The organism is Bacillus salitolerans (genome assembly GCF_042680805.1).
In the GTDB taxonomy this organism is placed as follows: Bacteria; Bacillota; Bacilli; order Bacillales; family SA4; genus Bacillus_CJ; species Bacillus_CJ salitolerans.
On record NZ_JBHUEM010000060.1, the window covers coordinates 76,214 to 96,220 of the forward strand.

Consider the following 20,007-nt stretch of genomic DNA (forward strand, 5'->3'; position numbering starts at 1 on the left):
CAAACGATTGCATTGGCAAACGAGTTTCTTTAACGTTTGCAAATACTTATTCGAAAATGGGGGGTTATTACAATGAAGAAAATCATTTCGATTTTCATGATCATGGTTCTAGCATTTGGTGTGCTAGCAGCGTGTGGTCCACAAAGAGATACTGATGATAACGCTGGAGATACTGATACTCCTGCAACAGATGAGGCTACAAAGCCAGAAAAGTTAGTAATGTGGGTAAATGATGAAGAAAAGCAAAAAGAAGCAATTAAAACAATTGTTGAAAAGTATACAGCTGAAACTGGCATACAAGTCGAGATGGTCGCTATGTCAATGCTAGACCAAATCGAAGCTTTAGCATTAGATGCTCCCGCTGGAAAAGGACCAGATATCTTCTTCCAGCCACACGATCGTATTGGTGATATCGTAACTCAAGGGTTAGCAGATCCAATTACACTTGATAATACTGGTGATTACAGTGAAACAGCAATAGATGCTGTAACATTTGATGGAGAGGTTTATGGAGTTCCTCATGTAGTAGAAACATATGGTCTTTACTACAATAAGGACTTAGTAGCAGAAGCTCCTGCAACAATGGAAGAGCTAATGGCTATTGCTGCAGAACAAACGGATGCTTCTCAAGATAAATATGGTTTCTTAATGGAAGCAGCAAACTTCTATTTCGTATATCCATTCTTTGCAGGATACGGTGGGTATGTGTTCAATAAAGATGGTGGAGCTTACGATGCAAGTGATATCGGATTAGGAAATGAAGGTGCTGTAAAAGGTGGAGAACTAATTCAATCTTGGTTTACAAATGGATACATTCCAAAAGAAATCACGGGTGACGTAATGAACGGTTTATTCACGGATGGTAAAGTAGCAACTGTTATTACAGGACCTTGGAATATTACAACTTACCGTGATGCTCTAGGCGATAAGCTTGCGACTGCTCCACTTCCAACTCTTGAGAACGGTGAACATCCAAAATCATTCGTTGGAGTAAAATCTTGGATGATTTCTTCTTACTCTGAGAACCAACAGTGGGCAACAGATTTATTAAAGTTTATTACAAACACTGAAAACCAAATGCATTACTATGAGGTAGCAGGTGAAATGCCAGCTAACCAAGCAGCGTTAACAGATGACAAAATTACTAATGATCCTTTAATGAAAGGGTTTGCTGAGCAAATTGCTTATGGTGAGCCGATGCCAAGTATCCCACAAATGCAACAAGTATGGGATCCAATGGGCAACGCTTTAACATTTATCGCTCAAGGAGATGACGTTGCTGAGGTTCTTTCTGAGGCAGTAGATATTATTAACGAAAAGATTGCATCTAGTGGTGCACAATAAAATAAGAAATCGTAAAAAGTAAGTCTCTTACGTATAATAAAGGTGGATAGATGACGGAGTTCGTCCTATCCACCATTATTCTTTACCTTGCATTAAGGGGCAGTTGGTCCCACCCAACCTTAGGCAAATAAGTTATCGATGTAACGTAGATTGGGGAAAAATACCCGAGATAATAAGAACATAGACTAAGATTACCACATCCTGTGGCTACATCTGTGTGACCCACATCGTGGGCCTCAACAAACAATCTGTGGAAAAACACACTTGATTGAAGTTTCACTTTATATTTAGGAGGATTTCCTATGTCTGAGTACATTAATGAAAATAAACTAAATAGGCATAATCCCACAATAGCTATGATCCTATCCATCCTATTTGCAGGTTTAGGACAGCTATATAATCGTCGTTTTCTTAAAGGAACGGTTTTCTTCATTGTTGAAGCTGCCTTTTTGATTGCCTTCTTAGATTTCTTAAATATCGGTCTATGGGGATTATTTACCCTAGGAGAAATTCCGAAAATTGACCACTCTATTTTCTTGCTTATTCAGGGGTTAGTATCTGTTATATTAATTGGATTTGCACTTGCTTTATACATATACAATATCAAGGACGCAAGAAAAGATGCGATTGACCGACAATTAGGAAAGAAAAAACCTTCTATTATTGAAGCTGCAAGAAGTGCATGGGATACGGGTTTTCCATATATCTTTGTCACTCCAGGATTAATTCTTCTGTTATTCATTGTCGTTCTTCCACTGACATTCATGATTTCATTAGCTTTTACAGATTATAATTTGTACAATTCACCACCGAGAAACCTGCTGAATTGGATTGGTTTTGACAATTTTGTTAGCTTAGTATCGATTCCAATATGGAAAAATACGTTTTTTACCGTTATGTCTTGGACGATTGTGTGGACAGTTGTTGCAACTACTTTGCAAATTGGTTTAGGGTTATTTTTAGCCTTACTTGTAAATGATCCAAGAATTAAATTCAAACGTCTAATTCGCACGTTTTTAATTTTACCTTGGGCAGTACCAGCTTTTGTTACGATTCTTATTTTCTCTGCGATGTTTAACGATCGATTTGGAGCGATAAATCGTGATATATTAAGTCATTTTGGTGTGATGATTCCTTGGCTGAGTGATCCTTTCTGGGCAAAGGTTGCATTAATTATGATTCAGACATGGCTTGGCTTCCCGTTTGTATTTGCTTTATTTACAGGGGTGCTTACGAGTATCTCAAAGGATTGGTATGAAGCGGCTGACGTTGATGGTGGTACGCGATGGCAAAAGTTCAGGTTTATCACCCTGCCACATGTTCTATTTGCAACGGCACCACTTCTGATTATGCAATATGCTGGGAACTTTAATAACTTTAACATCATTTACTTATTTAATGAAGGTGGTCCAGCGGTTCGTGGACAAAATGCAGGAGGAACAGATATCCTGATTTCGTGGGTATTTGATTTAACGTTTGAAACAAATAACTACAATATGGCAGCAGCCATTTCAATTATTATCGGTCTTATTGTTGCTGGTTTTGCCATATTCCAATTTAGACGGACGCGTTCCTTTAAAGAGGAGGGGAACATTTAAGTATGAATCCAAAGACAAAGTCAAGAATAGAAGTAACAGTTATTTATTTATTCCTCTTTTTCATGTTTATTGTAATCGGTTATCCGCTGCTATGGACCATTGGATTATCCTTAAATCCAGGGACAAGTTTGTTCTCTGCAACAATGATTCCTGAGAACTGGTCATTAGAGCATTATAAATGGTTGTTTACAGATCCGAGCAGTGATTACTTAACTTGGTATAAGAATAGTATTCTTGTAGCGATTGCAAATGCCTTTTTCTCTGTATTAATTACCGCATTTGTTGCCTATGCCTTCTCAAGATATCGCTTTGTGGGTAGGAAATATGGACTATACGCATTTTTAGTCCTACAAATGTTCCCATCGTTGATGTCAATGGTAGCCCTTTACATCCTATTAAATATGATTGGACTTTTAGATTCTTTAGTCGGGTTAACTTTAATTTATATAGGGGGACAAATTCCATTTAATGCTTGGCTAGTTAAGGGGTATTTTGATACAATTCCAAAAGAGTTAGATGAAGCGGCGAGAATGGATGGAGCAGGTCATTTAGGAGTGTTCTTTAAAATTATGCTTCCTTTAGCTAAGCCAATATTAGCGGTTGTAGCATTATTTAACTTTATGGCTCCTTTTACAGATTTCTTATTACCGCGTATCGTTTTAAGAGATCCAGAGAAATTTACGTTAGCACTAGGATTATTTAACTTTATAAATGATCAGTTTAATAACAACTTTACTCGATTTGCAGCAGGCTCCATTTTAATAGCCTTGCCGATTGCTGTTGTATTCCTGTTCTTACAAAGATACTTAATTTCTGGATTAACAGCTGGAGGTACAAAGGGATAATTGCTTAAATGAAGCCGTTTTAGTAGTGCCTTTTAAAACCTCAGGTTATTGAACGAAGGACAGACTGTTCGCAAGCTAACTCATGAACAAAAATAATACGTAAGGGGGAAACGGAGATTGAGCAAACGGATAGTATTATTGCTTGTCCCGTTTCTTCTTTTTTACGCCCTACCAGTTGGGGCTGTAGAAAAAGAAGAGCGAACATGGCAAGATGAGATGATTTATTTTATAATGGTTGATCGTTTTCATAACGGGGATACCTCCAATGACTATGAGGTAGATTTAAGTGATCCAAAAGCGTACCATGGTGGGGACATAAAGGGAATAACCGAAAAACTAGATTATATAAAGGATCTAGGTTTTACAGCCATCTGGTTAACACCCATTTTGAAGAACGAACCAAAAGGATATCACGGTTATTGGACAGAAGATTTTTATGATGTCGAGGAGCATTTTGGAACACTTGAGGAATTCAAGCAGCTTGTTCAAGAGGCTCATAATCGGGATATAAAAGTAATCTTAGATTTAGTAGTGAACCATACTGGTTACCAGCATCCTTGGCTAAGTGACCCAGACAAACAGGATTGGTTTCATGAACGAAAAGATATTCGAAATTGGGACAGTCAAGAGGATGTAGAGACAGGCCAATTATTTGGTTTACCAGATTTAGCTCAAGAAAATCCTGAAGTTCAAGAGTATTTACTTGAAATGGCAAAATGGTGGATTACCGAAACGGATATAGACGGATATCGTCTCGATACTGTGAAACATGTACCAAAATGGTTTTGGGAAGAGTTTTCCAAAGAAGTAAAAAGTGTGAAAAGTGACTTTTTCTTGATTGGGGAAGTATGGCACGATGATCCTAGATATGTAGCCTCATACGGTGAAACAGGGATCGATTCATTTGTTGATTATCCATTATTCAATGAAATGGTTCGCGTCTTTAGTGCTCCAGATGAATCTCTTAGTAGATTAGAGACCATTTGGAAACGAAACGAAGCTTTTTATGAAAACCCTTACGTGCTTGGAACGTTTATTGATAATCATGATAATCCAAGATTTACAAGAGAGGTACTCTTAAAGAAGCAAAACCCTGAAACGAGATTAAAACTAGCATTAACTTACCTATATGGTGCCCCAGGTATTCCCATTATCTATTACGGAACAGAAATAGCACTTGATGGAGGGGAAGACCCTGACAATCGAAGAATGATGGGGTTTAGAGCAGACCCTGTTATTATTGACTATATGACAAAGCTTGCGTCCATTCGTTCCAAGTTTCCTTCATTAACACGAGGAGATTTCGAGTTGCTATATGAGGATGGCGGAATGGCGGTATTTATACGTTCGTATGAAGATGAATCAACGATTATGGTAGTCAATAATTCAACAGAGACAAAAACAGCTACTATACCTTCTGGTAAAATCGGTGAAAATAAGGAACTAAGAGGGCTTCTGCAGGATCAAATTATCCGTCCATCTGGAGAGTCATTCACAATCACTTTAGACCGGGAACTTGCCAATATCTTTACTGTTAATGAAAAATCAGGATTAAATTGGGGGTTTATTGGAACTCTGATTGGAGTGTGGATTTTGTTTGGGCTTTTCCTGTATTTTGCTAAAAAGCGTGGGAAAAATAAGGCATAAGAAAAGTTTGTTAAACGTCCTATTTCTTCCTTAGTTAGTGAATTTCATCGATATAAAGGCGTATATGCTTCAAAACAAGATCACTCAAATTGGAAACAACATAACACAGACATATAAAGGTCTTATTCGATACAATAAGAGTAATGAATGAGACCGAAGGAGAGGGAGTTCATGGCAGTAACAATCAAGGATGTTGCAAAGTTGGCAAACGTTGCCCCTTCTACTGTATCAAGAGTTATTGCTGATAATCCTCGAATAAGTGAAGAAACGAAGGAACGTGTTCGGGAAGCAATGAAGGAGCTCGGGTATCATCCGAACTTTATCGCAAGAAGCTTAGCTAATCAGTCTACACAAGCACTCGGCCTAGTTATGCCAAGTTCTGCAGATAAAGTCTTTCAAAACCCGTTCTTTCCAGAAGTCATTAGAGGTATCAGTACAATGGCACATGAGAAAGACTATGCATTGTACATGTCAACCGGAGAGACAGAGGATGAAATATTTGAAGGCGTTGTCAAAATGGTACAAGGTAAAAGAGTAGATGGCATCGTCCTGCTATATTCTAGAATTGATGATGAAGTCATCAACTACTTAGTAGAAAATAAGTTTCCTTTTACTGTTATTGGAAAGCCATTTAAAGATGCTGACTCGATTACACATGTCGATAATGACAATTATTTAGCTTCAAAGGAAGTTACAGAATATTTAATAGGCTTAGGACATGATCGAATTGCCTTTGTCGGAGGAAGCTTAAACCTAGTTGTGACAATCGATCGTCTTCTCGGATATGAGAAAGCATTACGTAACTCAAATCTTGTCTACAGAGATGACTACATTGTTCAAGAAGAGTTTTTAAAAGAAGGTGGACGAGAGGCTGTGAAGGAATTATTAGCCTTGACTGATCCTCCTACTGCTCTTGTCGTAACGGATGATATCATGGCTCTAGGTGTGTTAAACACGTTAGCAGAAATGGGGATTAGTGTCCCAGATGATATTTCAGTTGTGAGTTTTAACAATAGTATGTTTTCAGAGGTATCTCGGCCTCCGTTAACCTCCGTAAACATTAATATTTTCGACCTTGGCTGTACAGCCGCTAAATATGTGATCGAGCAAATCGAAAATCCATCAGGTCATGTGAAGCGTGTAATTGTTCCACATAAGCTAGTAAAAAGACAATCCTGCAAAGAAAAATCACTACAATTAAAAACAGTAGAATAATCAAAAAAAGAACCCATAGCGGTACTGCACCCCAGAAGTTAGAGTTGCAAATCTAACCTCTGGAGTGCAGTACCTAGCTGGGTTCTTTTTTGATTTTTAATAAGGCAGGGCATATGTTTTGTCAATGAAAAAAGGGTGGTTTTCCCATTATTCATGACAGTTTTTTTGACCTAGAGTGGCTGGGTGCTGGAGCTGGATTCGAAGTAACTAGTCCATTCTTTTGCTGAAAACTTTTATAGTTTTTCCCCCCGTATCAAATAGAAATATGTTCCTTAGCTTATGTTAAATGACCTTCCTAGTTGTGCCGACAATTTCCGAGGAAATAGTAGCAATTACGATACTTGAAAGCAAGAATTTACAAAAAATTATCTTGAAATTTACAAATATCGCTAATTAGTGTCATATTTACCCTTTACTATAGAAATATAAATCTATTACAATATTAAACGCAATACTAGTTTTATTACTTTTAGGAAACATAGGATGATTAATTTAGAAAGTGAGAGGAGAAAATCATGATTCGTAAAACTTCAAAAGGGATTGTTAGTCTTGCATTAGCTTCTGCTCTAGTAATTGGAGCGTTTGCAGCACCATTTAGCACGAGCTTCGTAGAAGCTGAAACAGAAACAATTAAGGTACAAATATTAGGTGTTAATGACCTTCACGGTAAGATGAGCGAGCAATATGAAGAAGACATAAATGCTGATGGTGTAAAAGAAATAATCGGCCGAATGGATTATCTAGCTACTCATATTAAGGAAAGAGAAGCATTAAACCCAAATACACTGCTTGTAAATGTAGGAGATATGATTGGTGGAAGTCCTTTTAACTCAGCTGCATTCCAAGATGAGCCAATTGTTGAAATTATGGAAGCGATGGGATTTGATCTTGGTGTTTTAGGAAATCATGAATTTGACGAAGGTATTGCTGAATTACAAAGAATGCTAAAAGGTGGAGATCATCCAAACGGAAAGGCTGGATATGACGGAATGAACTTCCCAGTATTAGCGGCTAATGCGTTTGATAAATCTACAGGTGAACTAATCACTGATCCATATCATATTACAGAAATTGGTGGAGCTAAAATTGGTTTCATCGGAGTTGTGACAACAGAAACTCCATATATTATCGTTAAAAATGGAAATGAAAACTTAGAAGTAACAGATGAAGTAGAAGCAATTAATAAATATACTGAAGAGTTAAAATCACAAGGTGTAAAGGCTATCATAGTTCTTGCACATAATGAAGCTAGTCAAGATGGTACTTCCGCAACAGGTGATGCGGCTGACTTTGCTAACGAAGTAGATGATGAGGTTGATGTAATCTTTGCAGCGCATAACCACCAAAAGGTTGTAGCAACAGTTGATAATAAATTAATAGTACAAGCTTACGAATATGGTAAAGCCTTCTCAGATGTAGATCTTGAAATTGACCCAACAACAGGTGATATCGTTAAGAAAACTGCTGATGTAGTTTACAACACGCAGGCAGAAGTTGAAGCAGATGCAACAGTAAAAGCAATCATTGATAGCTACGATGAAAAGGCTAAAGAAAAACAGGCGGTTGTTGTTGGGGAAGCTGCAGCTGATTTGTTAGGTGGATACGGTACATTTGGACTTGGTGACAATGCACTTGGAAACTTAATTGCTGACGGAATGATGGTTGCAATGGATAGTGATTTTGCCTTAATGAACGGCGGAGGAATCCGTGAAGACTTACCAGCAGGTGAAATTACATTTGGTGATCTATTCAATATTCAACCATTTGGAAACTATCTAGTTAAATTCCCTGTAACTGGTGCACAATTAAGAGAAATTCTGAATAAGCAAATCTCAGAAAAATACGGCCCAGACAATTCAATTGCTGGATTCACATATACATGGGATCGTTCAACTTTACAAGTAGTAGATATGTTCCTACCTGACGGGTCAAAAGTTGATGAAAAGGCAGAATATACAGTAACCGTTAACAACTATATGTTTGGTAAATACGGTGCTGAGTTCCAAGGTAAAGAAACTGAAGGACCGACCGATGTGGATGCAACACTTGAGTATGTGAAGTTATTTGATGGTCCAGTTTATTATGAAGCTGAAGGAAGAATCGCTGAGCTATCTAATCGCTTTACTGACCTACCAATTAACCACTGGGCAAATCAATATGTAACGGATTTATTTAACCTGGAAGTAGTGAAAGGCACAACTGAAACTTCATTCTCTCCAGAGAAGACATTAACACGTGCTCAATTTGCTTCTATGATCACTCGTACACTAGGTTTAACTGCAGAAGGAGCTGCTCCATTTGCTGATACAAAAGGATTAGCAGCAACTACTCAAGCAGAAATTGCTGCTGCATTTGAAGCAGGAATTATTAAAGGGGTATCAGCGACTGAGTTCCAACCAAACCAGTCTATAACACGTGCACAAATGGTTACGATGTTAATGCGTGCTTTTAAATTTGAAACGGGCGTTGATTTTACAGACGTTGAAACGAATGGATTTAATGATGTAGCTGGCCTTGATGTAGAAATGGCAGCAGCCGTTTATGCAGCTGCGGAATTAGGATATGTTTCTGGATATGGAGATACATTCAAGCCGAACAACACAGCAAGTAGAGCTCAAGCAGCAAAAATCTTATCTCTTTATATCCTAAACTAACAAAAAATGGACGATCCTCATTGAAGGATCGTCCATTTTATTTTAAGTAACATGTATCTATACTTTTTATAGCTTGTAATTGCCACTTTCTTTCTTCGGTGATAGTAGTCAAGTTCCCCTTTGAGCCAAGCCCCACCGCTTTTACAGCATTATCTGTGGCAACCTTTGTATGTTCCATCATATGCCCAGGTACAATCCAGACCTATAACAAAATAAGCCTCTAGTCTTAAATCAAAATATAACTACGGTACATTATACAGATTATCATACGACGGTATGATTAAACCATGAAAGAAAGGAGGAAATAAGATATGAAAAAATTTGGATTGTTACTTTTAGGTGGAGTTGCAGCGATTATTCTTTTAGCGAATGTAGGCCCTCTAGTTGGATTGGTGATTAGCCTTGCGATCATGTATTACGCATTCAAGGGGTTTATGAAAACAAATTCAACTGTAAGTAAAGTATTTTGGGCAATCTTCGGATTGATTGCATTCGCGGCTACGGCTTCTAATGTACCGGCGATAGTAGCAGTTGTTGCTGCTTATGTTCTGTACATTGTCTATAAAAAATTGAAGCAAACAGATGAAGTGATGGTTGAAAAAAATGATCCATTCACGAACTTTGAAAAAGAATGGGCAAAGTTAAACAGAAACTAATGAATAAAAAGGAGAGATTTTAGATGAGTCTATTTGATCGTATTAAGAATTCAATTGCAGCTGATTTACACGAGGTGTTAGATGAAAAGGAGAAGAAAAATCCTATTGCCTTATTAAACCAATACTTGCGCCAATGTGAAGTTGAGGTTGAAAAGGTTCGCAAATTACTAGAACGTCAACATGTGTTAAAGGAAGAGTTTAATCGTGAGTTAACAAATGCTCAGAAAATGGCAGAAAAGCGCAAGTCTCAAGCTGAAGTCGCCTTAAAAGCAGGAGAATCTCAGCTTCATGAGTTCGCCTATCAAGAGCAGCTTCAATATGAAGAAAGGGCTACTCGTTTAAACACTTCGCTTACACAAGCGGTTCAGCATTTACTAGAGCTTGAAAAGAAGTATGAAGAAATGAAGCATAAGCTTAAGGATATGCAATTGAAGAGAATGGAGCTAATGGGCCGCGAAAACATGGTAAGAGCCGAGCACCGAATGAACCAAGTGATTGATTCAAGCTCAACCTATACAGACAAAGCATCTTCTAGTTTTTCAGATTTAGAAAACTATTTGGAGCGTCTAGAGGAAAAGGTTACTTCAGATTATTACCGTAATACCATAGATGCTAGAATTGCTCAATTAGAAAAAGATATGAAAAAAGAAGAAACCCATTCTAATTAATAGATAAAACATGGTATTCTTAAGGCGTGGTACTCTGCGCCTTTTTCCACTTTGACATCATAGTTCAAATCTTCATATTAATGAAAGAAGGGGGGATCCCCATGTTAAATAAGAAAAAAACAGATTATGTAAGTACGATTACCTTAATTGCGATAGGTCTTCTACTAATAGAAGTTACGTTCTTTAATGGAGGAGTCATGTTCTCGGGATTTTTATCAGGACTATGTATTTACTACGGAAGAAAAAAGCTGCCTTCTACCTTTGGGAAAATCTTATTTTGGTTCGGGTTAATCAGTTTATTCATCACGATTGTCACAATGATGACATTTAAGTTTTTATTATTGGCGATTATCATTTATTTTGTTATTCAATACCTTCAATCAAAACAAAAACCAGTAAAGCTTATCCCTATTATTGAAGAAGCTAATCCAACCATAACTGGGGAACCTATCATTAAACGAAATCCTATTTTTGATAACATCCTCTTCGGTCAAAAGCAAACGCCAGAACATGTTTACGAGTGGAATGATGTGAACATCCATACTGGTGTGGGAGATACGACCATCGATTTAAGTAATACGGTTCTACCAAAAGGTGAATCTGTTATTTCTATTCGTAATTTCATTGGAAACGTAAGGATTCTCGTACCTTATGAAATGGAAGTGAGTGTCAGGCACGCGGTTCTAACCGGTTCGACCACGATCTTTGACCATTATGAGGATCGAGTATTTAACCAGTCGCTGCATTATCAAACTGAAAATTATTTAGAAGCCGAACAAAAAATTAAAATTATCACCTCGATGTTAATTGGCGATATTGAGGTGAAGCGAGTATGAGTATTATTCAAAGGCAGATTCTTACATCTATCGTCCTATGTCTATTCATTTTTCTCATCCTATCCTTAACGTTTTTTAGTGCATTTCCTATTGAGGATTGGTCATACCTTTGGGGGAGGAAAATTATGGATGTCCCGTTTATTGTAATTGCTCCGAGTATAAGTATCATTGGCGGGATTGTGTTCGGTGTTATATCGGGTATGTCTACCCGCAGTCAGCTTAAAACAGTTACCGATACATTACAGCAAATTGAACAAGGGAAACAGCTGAATTTTGAACAGCTTGGACACGATCAAGAACTAGCGAGTATTTGGAATCATGCAGGGAAGATTCAAAAACAAATGATGGAACAAGTGAAGCTTTCGCAAAAGCTTGCAACTGAAAAGGCAGAAGATCTAGAGAAACGAATTCAAGAAATGGTATCACAAGAAAGAAATCGGCTTGCAAGGGAATTACATGATTCCGTGAGTCAACAATTATTTGCAGCTTCTATGCTAATGTCTGCAATTACCGAGGCAAAGTCTGAAACCGATGATCTAGAAACAAAGCAGCTCAAAATGGTGGAAGAGACAATCCATCAATCTCAACTCGAAATGAGAGCACTGCTATTGCACTTACGCCCTGTTGCTTTAAAAGGAAAGTCCCTTCAAGAAGGAATAGAGGAGCTTTTAACGGAGCTCTTACAGAAAGTACCGATGGAAATTACTTGGAAAATTGAAGATGAACCAATGGACAAGGGAGTAGAAGATCATTTATTTCGAATTTTACAGGAATCGGTTTCGAATACATTGCGACATGCTAAAGCCTCAAAACTAGAAGTGTTACTCATTAAACGGGACGAATTTATTATTCTTCGGGTAGTGGATGATGGAAAAGGCTTTGATGTTGAGACATCTAAAACAGGCTCATATGGCTTGCAAAACATGTATGAGCGCGCCGTTGAAATCGGTGGATCGATGAAGATCATTAGTTTAGCAGACAAGGGTACTAGGTTAGAAGTAAAAGTACCGGTGATGGGAAATGGAGGTTAATTAAGCATGATTAAAGTTTTATTCGTAGATGACCATGAAATGGTGCGTATTGGTGTCTCTGCCTATCTTTCAGCACAGCCTGATATAGAAGTCATTGCAGAAGCAGAGGACGGAAGTGAAGGGGTAGAGCTCGCATTAGAGTTACGACCTGATATCATTCTTATGGACCTAGTTATGAAAGAGATGGACGGTATCGAAGCGACTAAAAAAATTATGGAAAGCTGGCCTGAAGCAAAGATTATTATTGTAACAAGCTTTTTGGATGATGAAAAAGTCTATCCAGCACTTGAAGCAGGCGCAACGAGTTATATGTTAAAAACATCGAAGGCCAGTGAGATTGCGAACGCTATCCGTTCGACTTACCATGGTCAATCTGTCCTTGAGCCAGAGGTGACGGGCAAGATGATGACGAAGATGCGTAAAGGGACCAACACTCCTCTTCATGAGGATCTGACGAATCGTGAAATGGAAATTTTACTTTTAATAGCAGAAGGGAAGACCAACCAGGAAATTAGTGATGAGCTGTTCATTGCTTTAAAAACAGTGAAGGTCCATGTTAGTAACATTTTAGGAAAACTTGAAGTGCACGATCGAACTCAGGCAGTCATCTATGCATTTAAAAATTCTCTTGTAAAATAGTCATGTTAATTAATCCTCCATGGATGGGGGATTTTTTTGTTGATTATGGTAGTAGAAACAAATAATGTATTCTGGGTGAAAATGAGGTAAAAAGCGATGGAACAGGATTTTCACCATTTGATATTAAATTATCTAGTAAGATCAACTACGTTTGCCCTATACTCGCTAATAATTTCCGTATATACATAGAATTCATCGATTCGACATATCTAGAGAGTGTCTTGTAGTAATTTTCCGATACTAATTGGTTACATTAACAATATCTAGTAAAGACAGGGAGTATGATTCATGTTTGAGGCAGCTTTATGGGGTGGAATTGCAGGTTCTTCACTCTTGTTGGGGGCATTAGTCGGTATTTTTAAAGATATTCCAAACAAAGTATCAGCTTTTATCATGGCATTTGGAACGGGTGTCCTCATCGGAGCAGCCACATTTGAATTGCTTAGTGATGCAGTTAAGGAGGGAGGGATTTTATATCCTTCGATTGGTTTTCTGCTTGGGGCAACTCTCTTTATCGTGGCAGAGCTCATCATCATGAAAAAAGGCGGACATGAAAGGAAACGCTCTAAAGTAAGCCCGGCTGGCCACGCCGGTATTGCCATTCTAATGGGAACCATTATCGACGCTATACCGGAATCAGTGATTATCGGGGTCAGTTTATTAGAAAATCATACAGTGAGCTGGTTAATTGTAATCGCAATCTTTATAAGTAACTTCCCTGAGGGACTATCAAGTAGTATCGGAATGAAAAAAGATGGATATTCAAAGCTTAAGATTATTTCTTTATGGGCAATTGTTATGCTTCTTTCTGCAATTAGTGCTTTATTAGGATATGCGCTAATTGATACTTCGTCACAACATTTAATTACATCAATTAGTGCTTTTGCAGCAGGGGGAATTTTCGCGATGGTGTCCTCAACGATGATGCCTGAAGCTTTTGAGGAGGGCGGTCCAATCGTCGGTTTTATTTCAGCTCTAGGCTTGTTATGTTCATTAATCTTAACCTTTTACGGATAATGAAAAGTCAACTAAGGATCGCCCTAGTTGACTTTTTTTCTGACTTTTAGGTTTTTCTCGGTCCAGGCAGAGGTCCTTCAAAGTTGGGCGGGTATCCCGGAAAGCCATGGTTCCCATTAGGAGGTCCAGGCAGAGGCCCTTCGAAGTTGGGCGGGTATCCCGGAAAGCCATGGTTCCCATTAGGAGGTCCAGGCAGAGGCCCTTCAAAGTTGGGCGGGTATCCCGGAAAGCCATGGTTCCCATTAGGAGGCCCAGGCAGAGGCCCTTCGAAGTTGGGCGGGTAACCCGGAAAGCCATGGTTCCCATTAGGAGGCCCAGGCAGAGGCCCTTCGAAGTTGGGCGGGTATCCCGGAAAGCCATGGTTCCCATTAGGAGGCCCAGGCAGAGGTCCTTCGAAGTTGGGCGGGTATCCCGGAAAGCCATGGTTCCCATTAGGAGGCCCAGGCAGAGGCCCTTCGAAGTTGGGCGGGTATATTGGTGATCCGTAGTTTCCAGCTACACCTGGAACAGTAGTAGGGTATCTTCCAACACTTGAATTGTTTACAGGTTGATTGATTGGATAATTTGGAGTGGTACTGGTAGTCAGATTAGATGATTGAACTGGATAAAAAGGCGTGTAGGTTGAAAGGTTTCTTTGTTCATGACATGAGGTACATGTATTGTGCTTACTTGGGTAATATGCTCTTCTCATTATAGCCCTCCTTTTTTAAGTACACACTAGCCTATGCAACCATAACCTGTACATTGATAAAATGATTGATGAAATTTTTCCAATCCTTTATGATGTTGAAAAAGAAAAGGTAGGTTTAAGAATATGATTAGAAAACTAAACGAACAAGACCATGAAGTTGTTTTTCCATTTTTAAGTAAAGAGGCTTCCTTTAACCTATTTATTCTAGGAGATATAGAAGCATTTGGATATGAGACTGATTTTCAGGAGCTTTGGGGACAATTTGATGAGGAAGGTAATATTCAAGCGGTTCTTTTAAGGTATCATGAAACATTTACACCATATGCAAGTGGAAAAATAGATGTCGAAGGATTTGCTGAGATTATAAAACAAAGAGGTCAAAAGAAGGTTTCTTTATCTGGTAAATCGAGTATTGCTGAACAATTCGAAGCTGTATCAGGTCTGAATTTAGGAAATAAGAAGGCAACATTCTTTGCAGAATGTCGAACAGCTAGAAGCTCTCATCCTTTAAGGAGGAGAGCTTTTATATGAGCTAATGAAAGAGCTTATAAATCATTAGGATAGATGGACTATAAAAAGAAACCTTCTTATAAACACACAGCTAATAACCGGCGTCTGATAACAGGTGTTAGTTAAATTTTGCTATTTATACCCATGCAGAACCAACAATGATTAGAAGAATGAACAGAACTACAATCAACGCAAAGTTGTTATGCATGCAAGAACACCTCCTTGATTTGCCTTACACTTATAACCTATGGCGAGAGTGTGAACTTTGGGTGGGCAATTGTCCATTGCTGAACAAAACTGGGCAGTGTTTTTTTACAATGATGACCGATAAAAAGAGCTCTCTTTTCTTAGCAAGAGGGCTCTATTTATGATGATATTTTATTACACCCAAGCAGATCCAACGATAATTAACAAGATGAACAATACAACAATCAACGCAAAGTTGTTGTGCATAATGTAGCACCTCCTTGATTTGCCTTACACCATATACATATGGGTGGGGACCATGGTTTGGGTGGGCGAATGTCATACATTGAGTAAAACTGGGCGAATCACCATTTATCCCGCTCCAACTGGCGCTAAGTCCCCCACTTCAAAACTTTAGATGAATCGAGAAGTTTAAGTGGGGGATAAGCGCCAGTAAGAACCCGATAATATGAGCACAGACTAAGATCGCCACATCCTGTGGCAACGTCTGTGTGACCCACATCATGCCGGCCGGGGCTAACAATCAGTGGGGGATGAGGAAAACCCCCACTGATTGAAGTTTCACTTTATACTAGGTAGAAATAAATTTTTGTTTGATACAGGTCATGAACCGTGATGATTTTGTATGGCTTCCAGTTAGGGAGGGCAAACGTGTGTGAAATAATAATCGTTCCAGGCGCTAGTTGTTTTTGAAATTGATCCTGAAGACGAGTCATGGCCTTTGGATAAAGGTAACATACTAGGAAATCATGTCTTGATAAATCAACTTGATATATATTCTTCCGTTGAATTCGTAGATTTTGATGACACGAAATCGTATTTTTTATTCTCATAAATAAATACGGAATCCATGAATTTTCATATGCAGTGACCGTTGTAGGTGAATATTTTTTAGCAATAGGAAATGCCAGTGTACCAAAGCCAGCGCCAAGCTCTGCGATATTGTTGCTAGGATGAGCTGGGAGGTGTTGCAAAAGTACATCTTTTACGATTGAAGAGGTGGGCATGGAAGAAATCCCATTAATAATGGAAAAGATGAAGATTAAAAGGATGGAAGTGAAGGTGATGATTACAAGTATGGATAATAATAACATTCAACTCTCCTCCCTCTATGTTTATTATAGCAAAGTATGAGGTCATACATCCGTTCAAAGTTTTGTCCGATGGTCATACAAAAGTTATGACTGACGGCACTAATAAACTTTTCTCATTAAATTTATAATGAGTATAGACATGATTAAAGGAGATTTAATGATGAAAAAGTGGATATTTTTAGGTAGCATTTTCACGATGCTGGTAGGCTGTAGCAGTACACGTGTTTTCGAAGAAAGTAGAGAGTTAGAGTTAGCTACTACTAGTGGGGTCGAACGATTAAACGTACAAACAACTTCAGGTGATCTGATAATAAAAGGAGATAAGGACGCTACAACGATTTCGGTAGTCGCCGAAATTAAACGCTCTGAATCTGTTAAAGAAGATGCCATTGTGTTAACTCTTGAACAAGAAGGTAACGAGGCTGAGCTTGTTTCAAAGTTTAGACCAACGTTTGGGTTTATGACAAGGCAATCAATGGATATTACCGTAACTGTACCTTCTCATTTATCTGTATTTGTTAAGGATGAATCTGGAGATCTACGTATTTCAGATATTGATGGACATGTTGAAATCGACGATGATTCAGGGGACATTTATGTGAAAAATGCGAGTAATCTATCTAAAATAAAGGATGATTCTGGTGAGATCATCGTGGAGAATTCAGCTGGATTACTAACAATTGACGATGAATCTGGAGATATTGAAGTACTAAATACAGTTGGAATAAAAAAGATTCATGATGATTCAGGTGCAATTCTAGTAGAAAGCTGTACGGGAGAATTGCAAGTAGACGACCAATCAGGGGATTTGGTAATAGTTGACCATTCTGGTAACGTTTCTATTGTCGATGGAAGCGGTGAGATTGACATTGCTAGACTGGAGGGAAGTATTGTCGTGGAAGATGAGAGCGGAGATATTTCTATTAATAATGTAACAAACGATGTAACCATTGAAAATGACGGCTCTGGTTCCAAGCACATTAGGGGTGTAAAAGGAAAGATAATAGATTAGTATAGAAGAAAGCCGACAAGTCGGCTTTTAATTGTGGAGCAAGATTATTTTTTCCTGTTGATTCTTCATTTGTTTTCGATGGATGTAGGAAACAAACAAATATTGTCCAATTCCACCCACAATTAGGAAAATGGCGGATAGTAGGAATAACAGTTCTCCCCCACCATGGAGTAAAAGCAGTCCTCCAACAAATGGTCCAACCGTTCTTGAAATGTCCCAGTGTATCCCATACAAGGAAAAGTATAAGCCACGGTGTTGTTCAGGGGCAAGTTCAGATACATAACGGAGGAAATGATTAAGGCCAATGCTTTGCCCGACAGTTAATATTAATTGGGTAAAGAGTAACCAGAATAAATGAGTGGAAAATCCAAATCCGATGGCACTTATAAAAAAGCAAAGATAGGAAATGGCGACAATTTTTGTCATTGGTAGCTTTTCTGTCCATTTTACGAGAACGATTTGTAAAAAAGTGATCATGAGTGCTTTTACGGTCGTAATGATCGTCAACACCGTTAAGTAATTAGGGAAGAGATCCTGTACAAAAATCTTATAATTAGTTTCTACTTGACTATAGAAAAAGCTTATAGGAATGGAGAACACCATTATACCTAATACAAAATGATGTTTACGTAGAAACTGTTGGACAGTTAAAGCTGATGTAGCTGAATTTGTTTCAATCTCTTTCGTCATTTGCTTTGGGGCAGTTTCCGGAAGCTTCAACCAAACAATGATTGCATAAAGGAATAGACTGAGTGCTTCGAGTCCAAAAATAAAGTCTGGTTGATAGGAATAAACGAGTAAGCCAAGTAATGGTCCTATGGTAATAGCAAAGGATTCTATCGTACTAATGATAGAAAAGACCTCAGAACGTCGTTCCACTTCCGTACAGTCAACAATTTGTGCTCGCTGGGCTGGAATAAAGATTGACCTTCCAATTCCATTGAGTACATATAATAGTGCAAAGAAAAATACGGACTCGGCAAAAATAAAGCCTGCCATGGAAATAGCCTGCATGAATAAAGCGATCATCATCATTTGCTTTCTGCCATACCGATCTGTTATTCCACCGCCAAGTAAGGTAAAGATAATATCACTTAAAGGTTGTAATCCAACAATGAGCATGGGGAGTAATAAATTTCCATCTAGTTGCTCATGCAAATAAATTATCATAAATGGAGCAAGCATCGAGCCGGTTATGCTTGTTAAAAACGCCCCTAAAAATCGAATGCGAACTGGCTCACTATAACGATGGTATAGCTTTTGAATTGAATTCATAGTTTCACCCTTTCTCTTGCCTTTATTTTAAGTACAAGAGGGAAGAGGAAAAAGAGTAGAAAAAATTCATGATTTCTTCATCTTTTAAGAGAGAAATATGTACCCAAATCTGATTCATAAGCGAACAAAAGGCTCAGGGCGCCCTTTTTATCCTAAGGCAGAGCATATAACCTGTCATGAAAAAAGGGTGGTTTTGCCTTTTATTCATGACAGGTTATTTGTCCAAGGAAAAAGTGATTTTTCTTTTTCCCTCGAGTAGGATGAAATGGCAAAGATCGTCGCCATTTCATCTTGGCTGGGCGCTGGAGCTGATTTAGCAGTAACAAACACCAGAAACTTATACTTTCTGGTGTATGAAATAATATTTTTACACATAAAAAAGTCCCAAGACTATGCTACGATTGAACTACTTAACCAAGTTAACTCAATCATTTACCAACCCGCCAAGGAGGCCATAGTCAATGAGACTACTTAAGAGTAAACAAGGATTAAGAAGAAGTCAATTCGCACAAGAAATTAGAGGAGCTAATTTAGAAAAAGTTTTGCTTGTACCCATAGATGTATCAAAGGTTTTACAAAAAGCGATGATTTTAAATTACTATGGAGAGGTACAGATAGCACCATTCTCTTTTATGGTAAATAAGACTGGGATGAACAGTTTAATAAATAATATTGAAGCGGCTAAACTTGCTTGTCATGCAGAAAGAGTGTTTATCGGTATTGAAGCAACCGGGCATTATTATGAAGATATCGTTCGTATCCTTACGGATATGGGATACTCTGTTCATATTATTAACCCATCTTCTACAAATGAAGAGAGAAAACAACATCTTACTAATACAAAAACGGATGATATTGATTTGTATTTGATAGCTGAAGCGTTAATTGGTAATAAAGCTACGAATGCAAAGTTAGTAAAAGGAGAATACAAGAAGCTTCAACATCTTACCCGTGCCAGGAGAAATGAGATTAATAAACGTTCCCGTATAAAGATGGAAATTCGGACAATACATGATCAAATATGGCGTGAATATCAAGGTTTCAGTACACTCGAGAACGGAAAAGTGA

General features: G+C 38.2%; 19 protein-coding genes. 15 read left to right on the top strand and 4 right to left on the bottom strand.

What is annotated here, in order from left to right:
- Nucleotides 1-72 precede the first annotated feature (72 nt).
- The 13 genes from ACFSCX_RS25570 (at nt 73) to ACFSCX_RS25630 (ending at nt 15,372) form a co-directional block, all read left to right on the top strand.
- Nucleotides 73-1,344 (top strand): sugar ABC transporter substrate-binding protein, encoded by a 1,272-nt coding sequence (locus ACFSCX_RS25570; protein WP_377931103.1) that lies wholly within the window; start codon nt 73-75, stop codon nt 1,342-1,344.
- 302 nt (nt 1,345-1,646) lie between these two features.
- Nucleotides 1,647-2,942 carry a carbohydrate ABC transporter permease gene (locus ACFSCX_RS25575; RefSeq protein WP_377931104.1) on the top strand — a complete coding sequence of 432 codons (1,296 nt, stop codon included), beginning with the start codon at nt 1,647-1,649 and terminating at the stop codon, nt 2,940-2,942.
- A 2-nt stretch (nt 2,943-2,944) separates the two neighbouring features.
- Entirely contained in the window at nt 2,945-3,787 is an 843-nt protein-coding gene (locus ACFSCX_RS25580; protein ID WP_377931105.1) for a sugar ABC transporter permease, read from the top strand.
- Nucleotides 3,788-3,904: 117 nt separating this feature from the next.
- Nucleotides 3,905-5,434: an alpha-amylase family glycosyl hydrolase gene (locus tag ACFSCX_RS25585; protein WP_377931106.1), complete on the top strand. Its 1,530-nt coding sequence runs from the start codon at nt 3,905-3,907 to the stop codon at nt 5,432-5,434.
- Between the two features lie 171 nt (nt 5,435-5,605).
- The gene (locus ACFSCX_RS25590) at nt 5,606-6,649 is read left to right on the top strand and encodes a LacI family DNA-binding transcriptional regulator (RefSeq protein ID WP_377931107.1); all 1,044 of its coding nucleotides are present in this window, start codon (nt 5,606-5,608) and stop codon (nt 6,647-6,649) included.
- A 515-nt stretch (nt 6,650-7,164) separates the two neighbouring features.
- Nucleotides 7,165-9,303 (top strand): 5'-nucleotidase C-terminal domain-containing protein, encoded by a 2,139-nt coding sequence (locus tag ACFSCX_RS25595; RefSeq protein ID WP_377931108.1) that lies wholly within the window; start codon nt 7,165-7,167, stop codon nt 9,301-9,303.
- 311 nt (nt 9,304-9,614) lie between these two features.
- Nucleotides 9,615-9,959, top strand: a complete 345-nt coding sequence (locus ACFSCX_RS25600; protein ID WP_377931109.1) for a lmo0954 family membrane protein — start codon at nt 9,615-9,617, stop codon at nt 9,957-9,959.
- A 23-nt stretch (nt 9,960-9,982) separates the two neighbouring features.
- Nucleotides 9,983-10,627, top strand: coding sequence for a PspA/IM30 family protein (locus tag ACFSCX_RS25605; protein ID WP_377931110.1), 645 nt, complete (start codon nt 9,983-9,985; stop codon nt 10,625-10,627).
- A gap of 101 nt (nt 10,628-10,728) precedes the next feature.
- Nucleotides 10,729-11,463 (top strand): cell wall-active antibiotics response protein LiaF, encoded by a 735-nt coding sequence (gene liaF / locus ACFSCX_RS25610; RefSeq protein WP_377931111.1) that lies wholly within the window; start codon nt 10,729-10,731, stop codon nt 11,461-11,463.
- Nucleotides 11,460-12,494 (top strand): sensor histidine kinase, encoded by a 1,035-nt coding sequence (locus ACFSCX_RS25615; protein ID WP_377931112.1) that lies wholly within the window; start codon nt 11,460-11,462, stop codon nt 12,492-12,494. The genes liaF and ACFSCX_RS25615 overlap by 4 nt, the downstream gene beginning before the upstream one ends.
- Before the next feature lie 6 nt (nt 12,495-12,500).
- Entirely contained in the window at nt 12,501-13,133 is a 633-nt protein-coding gene (locus ACFSCX_RS25620) for a response regulator (RefSeq protein WP_377931113.1), read from the top strand.
- A 288-nt stretch (nt 13,134-13,421) separates the two neighbouring features.
- Complete coding sequence (locus ACFSCX_RS25625) at nt 13,422-14,150, top strand: ZIP family metal transporter (protein WP_377931114.1); 729 nt, start codon at nt 13,422-13,424, stop codon at nt 14,148-14,150.
- A gap of 814 nt (nt 14,151-14,964) precedes the next feature.
- Nucleotides 14,965-15,372 carry a hypothetical protein gene (locus tag ACFSCX_RS25630; RefSeq protein ID WP_377931115.1) on the top strand — a complete coding sequence of 136 codons (408 nt, stop codon included), beginning with the start codon at nt 14,965-14,967 and terminating at the stop codon, nt 15,370-15,372.
- Nucleotides 15,373-15,487: 115 nt separating this feature from the next.
- Here ACFSCX_RS25630 and ACFSCX_RS25635 read toward each other — a convergent pair whose 3' ends face one another.
- The 3 genes from ACFSCX_RS25635 to ACFSCX_RS25645 all read right to left on the bottom strand — a co-directional run bounded on the left by ACFSCX_RS25635 (nt 15,488) and on the right by ACFSCX_RS25645 (nt 16,652).
- Nucleotides 15,488-15,559, bottom strand: coding sequence for a YjcZ family sporulation protein (locus tag ACFSCX_RS25635; protein WP_377931125.1), 72 nt, complete (start codon nt 15,557-15,559; stop codon nt 15,488-15,490).
- A 173-nt stretch (nt 15,560-15,732) separates the two neighbouring features.
- A complete protein-coding gene (locus ACFSCX_RS25640) occupies nt 15,733-15,804 on the bottom strand; it encodes a YjcZ family sporulation protein (protein WP_377931125.1) in 72 nt (23 codons plus the stop codon).
- Nucleotides 15,805-16,124: 320 nt separating this feature from the next.
- On the bottom strand, nt 16,125-16,652 hold the full coding sequence (locus ACFSCX_RS25645) for a methyltransferase (protein WP_377931116.1): 528 nt from the start codon (nt 16,650-16,652) through the stop codon (nt 16,125-16,127).
- Nucleotides 16,653-16,812: 160 nt separating this feature from the next.
- On the opposite strand from ACFSCX_RS25645, the gene ACFSCX_RS25650 reads away from it, so the two are divergent.
- Nucleotides 16,813-17,664: a DUF4097 family beta strand repeat-containing protein gene (locus tag ACFSCX_RS25650; RefSeq protein ID WP_377931117.1), complete on the top strand. Its 852-nt coding sequence runs from the start codon at nt 16,813-16,815 to the stop codon at nt 17,662-17,664.
- A 27-nt stretch (nt 17,665-17,691) separates the two neighbouring features.
- On the opposite strand, the gene ACFSCX_RS25655 is transcribed toward ACFSCX_RS25650, so the two are convergent.
- Nucleotides 17,692-18,930 (bottom strand): MDR family MFS transporter, encoded by a 1,239-nt coding sequence (locus tag ACFSCX_RS25655; protein ID WP_377931126.1) that lies wholly within the window; start codon nt 18,928-18,930, stop codon nt 17,692-17,694.
- Nucleotides 18,931-19,400: 470 nt separating this feature from the next.
- Between ACFSCX_RS25655 and ACFSCX_RS25660 the strand changes: the two genes are divergently transcribed.
- On the top strand, nt 19,401-20,007 hold a 607-nt coding region (locus tag ACFSCX_RS25660; RefSeq protein ID WP_377931118.1), incomplete at its 3' end, for an IS110 family transposase.

What these genes read in the sequence shown, in the direction of transcription:
- ACFSCX_RS25590 (WP_377931107.1), top strand. Translation starts at nt 5,606, where the DNA reads ATGGCAGTAACAATCAAGGATGTTGCAAAGTTGGCAAACGTTGCCCCT.
- ACFSCX_RS25630 (WP_377931115.1), top strand. Translation starts at nt 14,965, where the DNA reads ATGATTAGAAAACTAAACGAACAAGACCATGAAGTTGTTTTTCCATTT.
- ACFSCX_RS25570 (WP_377931103.1), top strand. Translation starts at nt 73, where the DNA reads ATGAAGAAAATCATTTCGATTTTCATGATCATGGTTCTAGCATTTGGT.
- ACFSCX_RS25595 (WP_377931108.1), top strand. Translation starts at nt 7,165, where the DNA reads ATGATTCGTAAAACTTCAAAAGGGATTGTTAGTCTTGCATTAGCTTCT.
- ACFSCX_RS25605 (WP_377931110.1), top strand. Translation starts at nt 9,983, where the DNA reads ATGAGTCTATTTGATCGTATTAAGAATTCAATTGCAGCTGATTTACAC.
- ACFSCX_RS25615 (WP_377931112.1), top strand. Translation starts at nt 11,460, where the DNA reads ATGAGTATTATTCAAAGGCAGATTCTTACATCTATCGTCCTATGTCTA.
- ACFSCX_RS25580 (WP_377931105.1), top strand. Translation starts at nt 2,945, where the DNA reads ATGAATCCAAAGACAAAGTCAAGAATAGAAGTAACAGTTATTTATTTA.
- ACFSCX_RS25575 (WP_377931104.1), top strand. Translation starts at nt 1,647, where the DNA reads ATGTCTGAGTACATTAATGAAAATAAACTAAATAGGCATAATCCCACA.
- ACFSCX_RS25600 (WP_377931109.1), top strand. Translation starts at nt 9,615, where the DNA reads ATGAAAAAATTTGGATTGTTACTTTTAGGTGGAGTTGCAGCGATTATT.
- ACFSCX_RS25620 (WP_377931113.1), top strand. Translation starts at nt 12,501, where the DNA reads ATGATTAAAGTTTTATTCGTAGATGACCATGAAATGGTGCGTATTGGT.
- liaF (WP_377931111.1), top strand. Translation starts at nt 10,729, where the DNA reads ATGTTAAATAAGAAAAAAACAGATTATGTAAGTACGATTACCTTAATT.
- ACFSCX_RS25645 (WP_377931116.1), bottom strand. Translation starts at nt 16,652, where the DNA reads ATGTTATTATTATCCATACTTGTAATCATCACCTTCACTTCCATCCTT.
- ACFSCX_RS25625 (WP_377931114.1), top strand. Translation starts at nt 13,422, where the DNA reads ATGTTTGAGGCAGCTTTATGGGGTGGAATTGCAGGTTCTTCACTCTTG.
- ACFSCX_RS25650 (WP_377931117.1), top strand. Translation starts at nt 16,813, where the DNA reads ATGAAAAAGTGGATATTTTTAGGTAGCATTTTCACGATGCTGGTAGGC.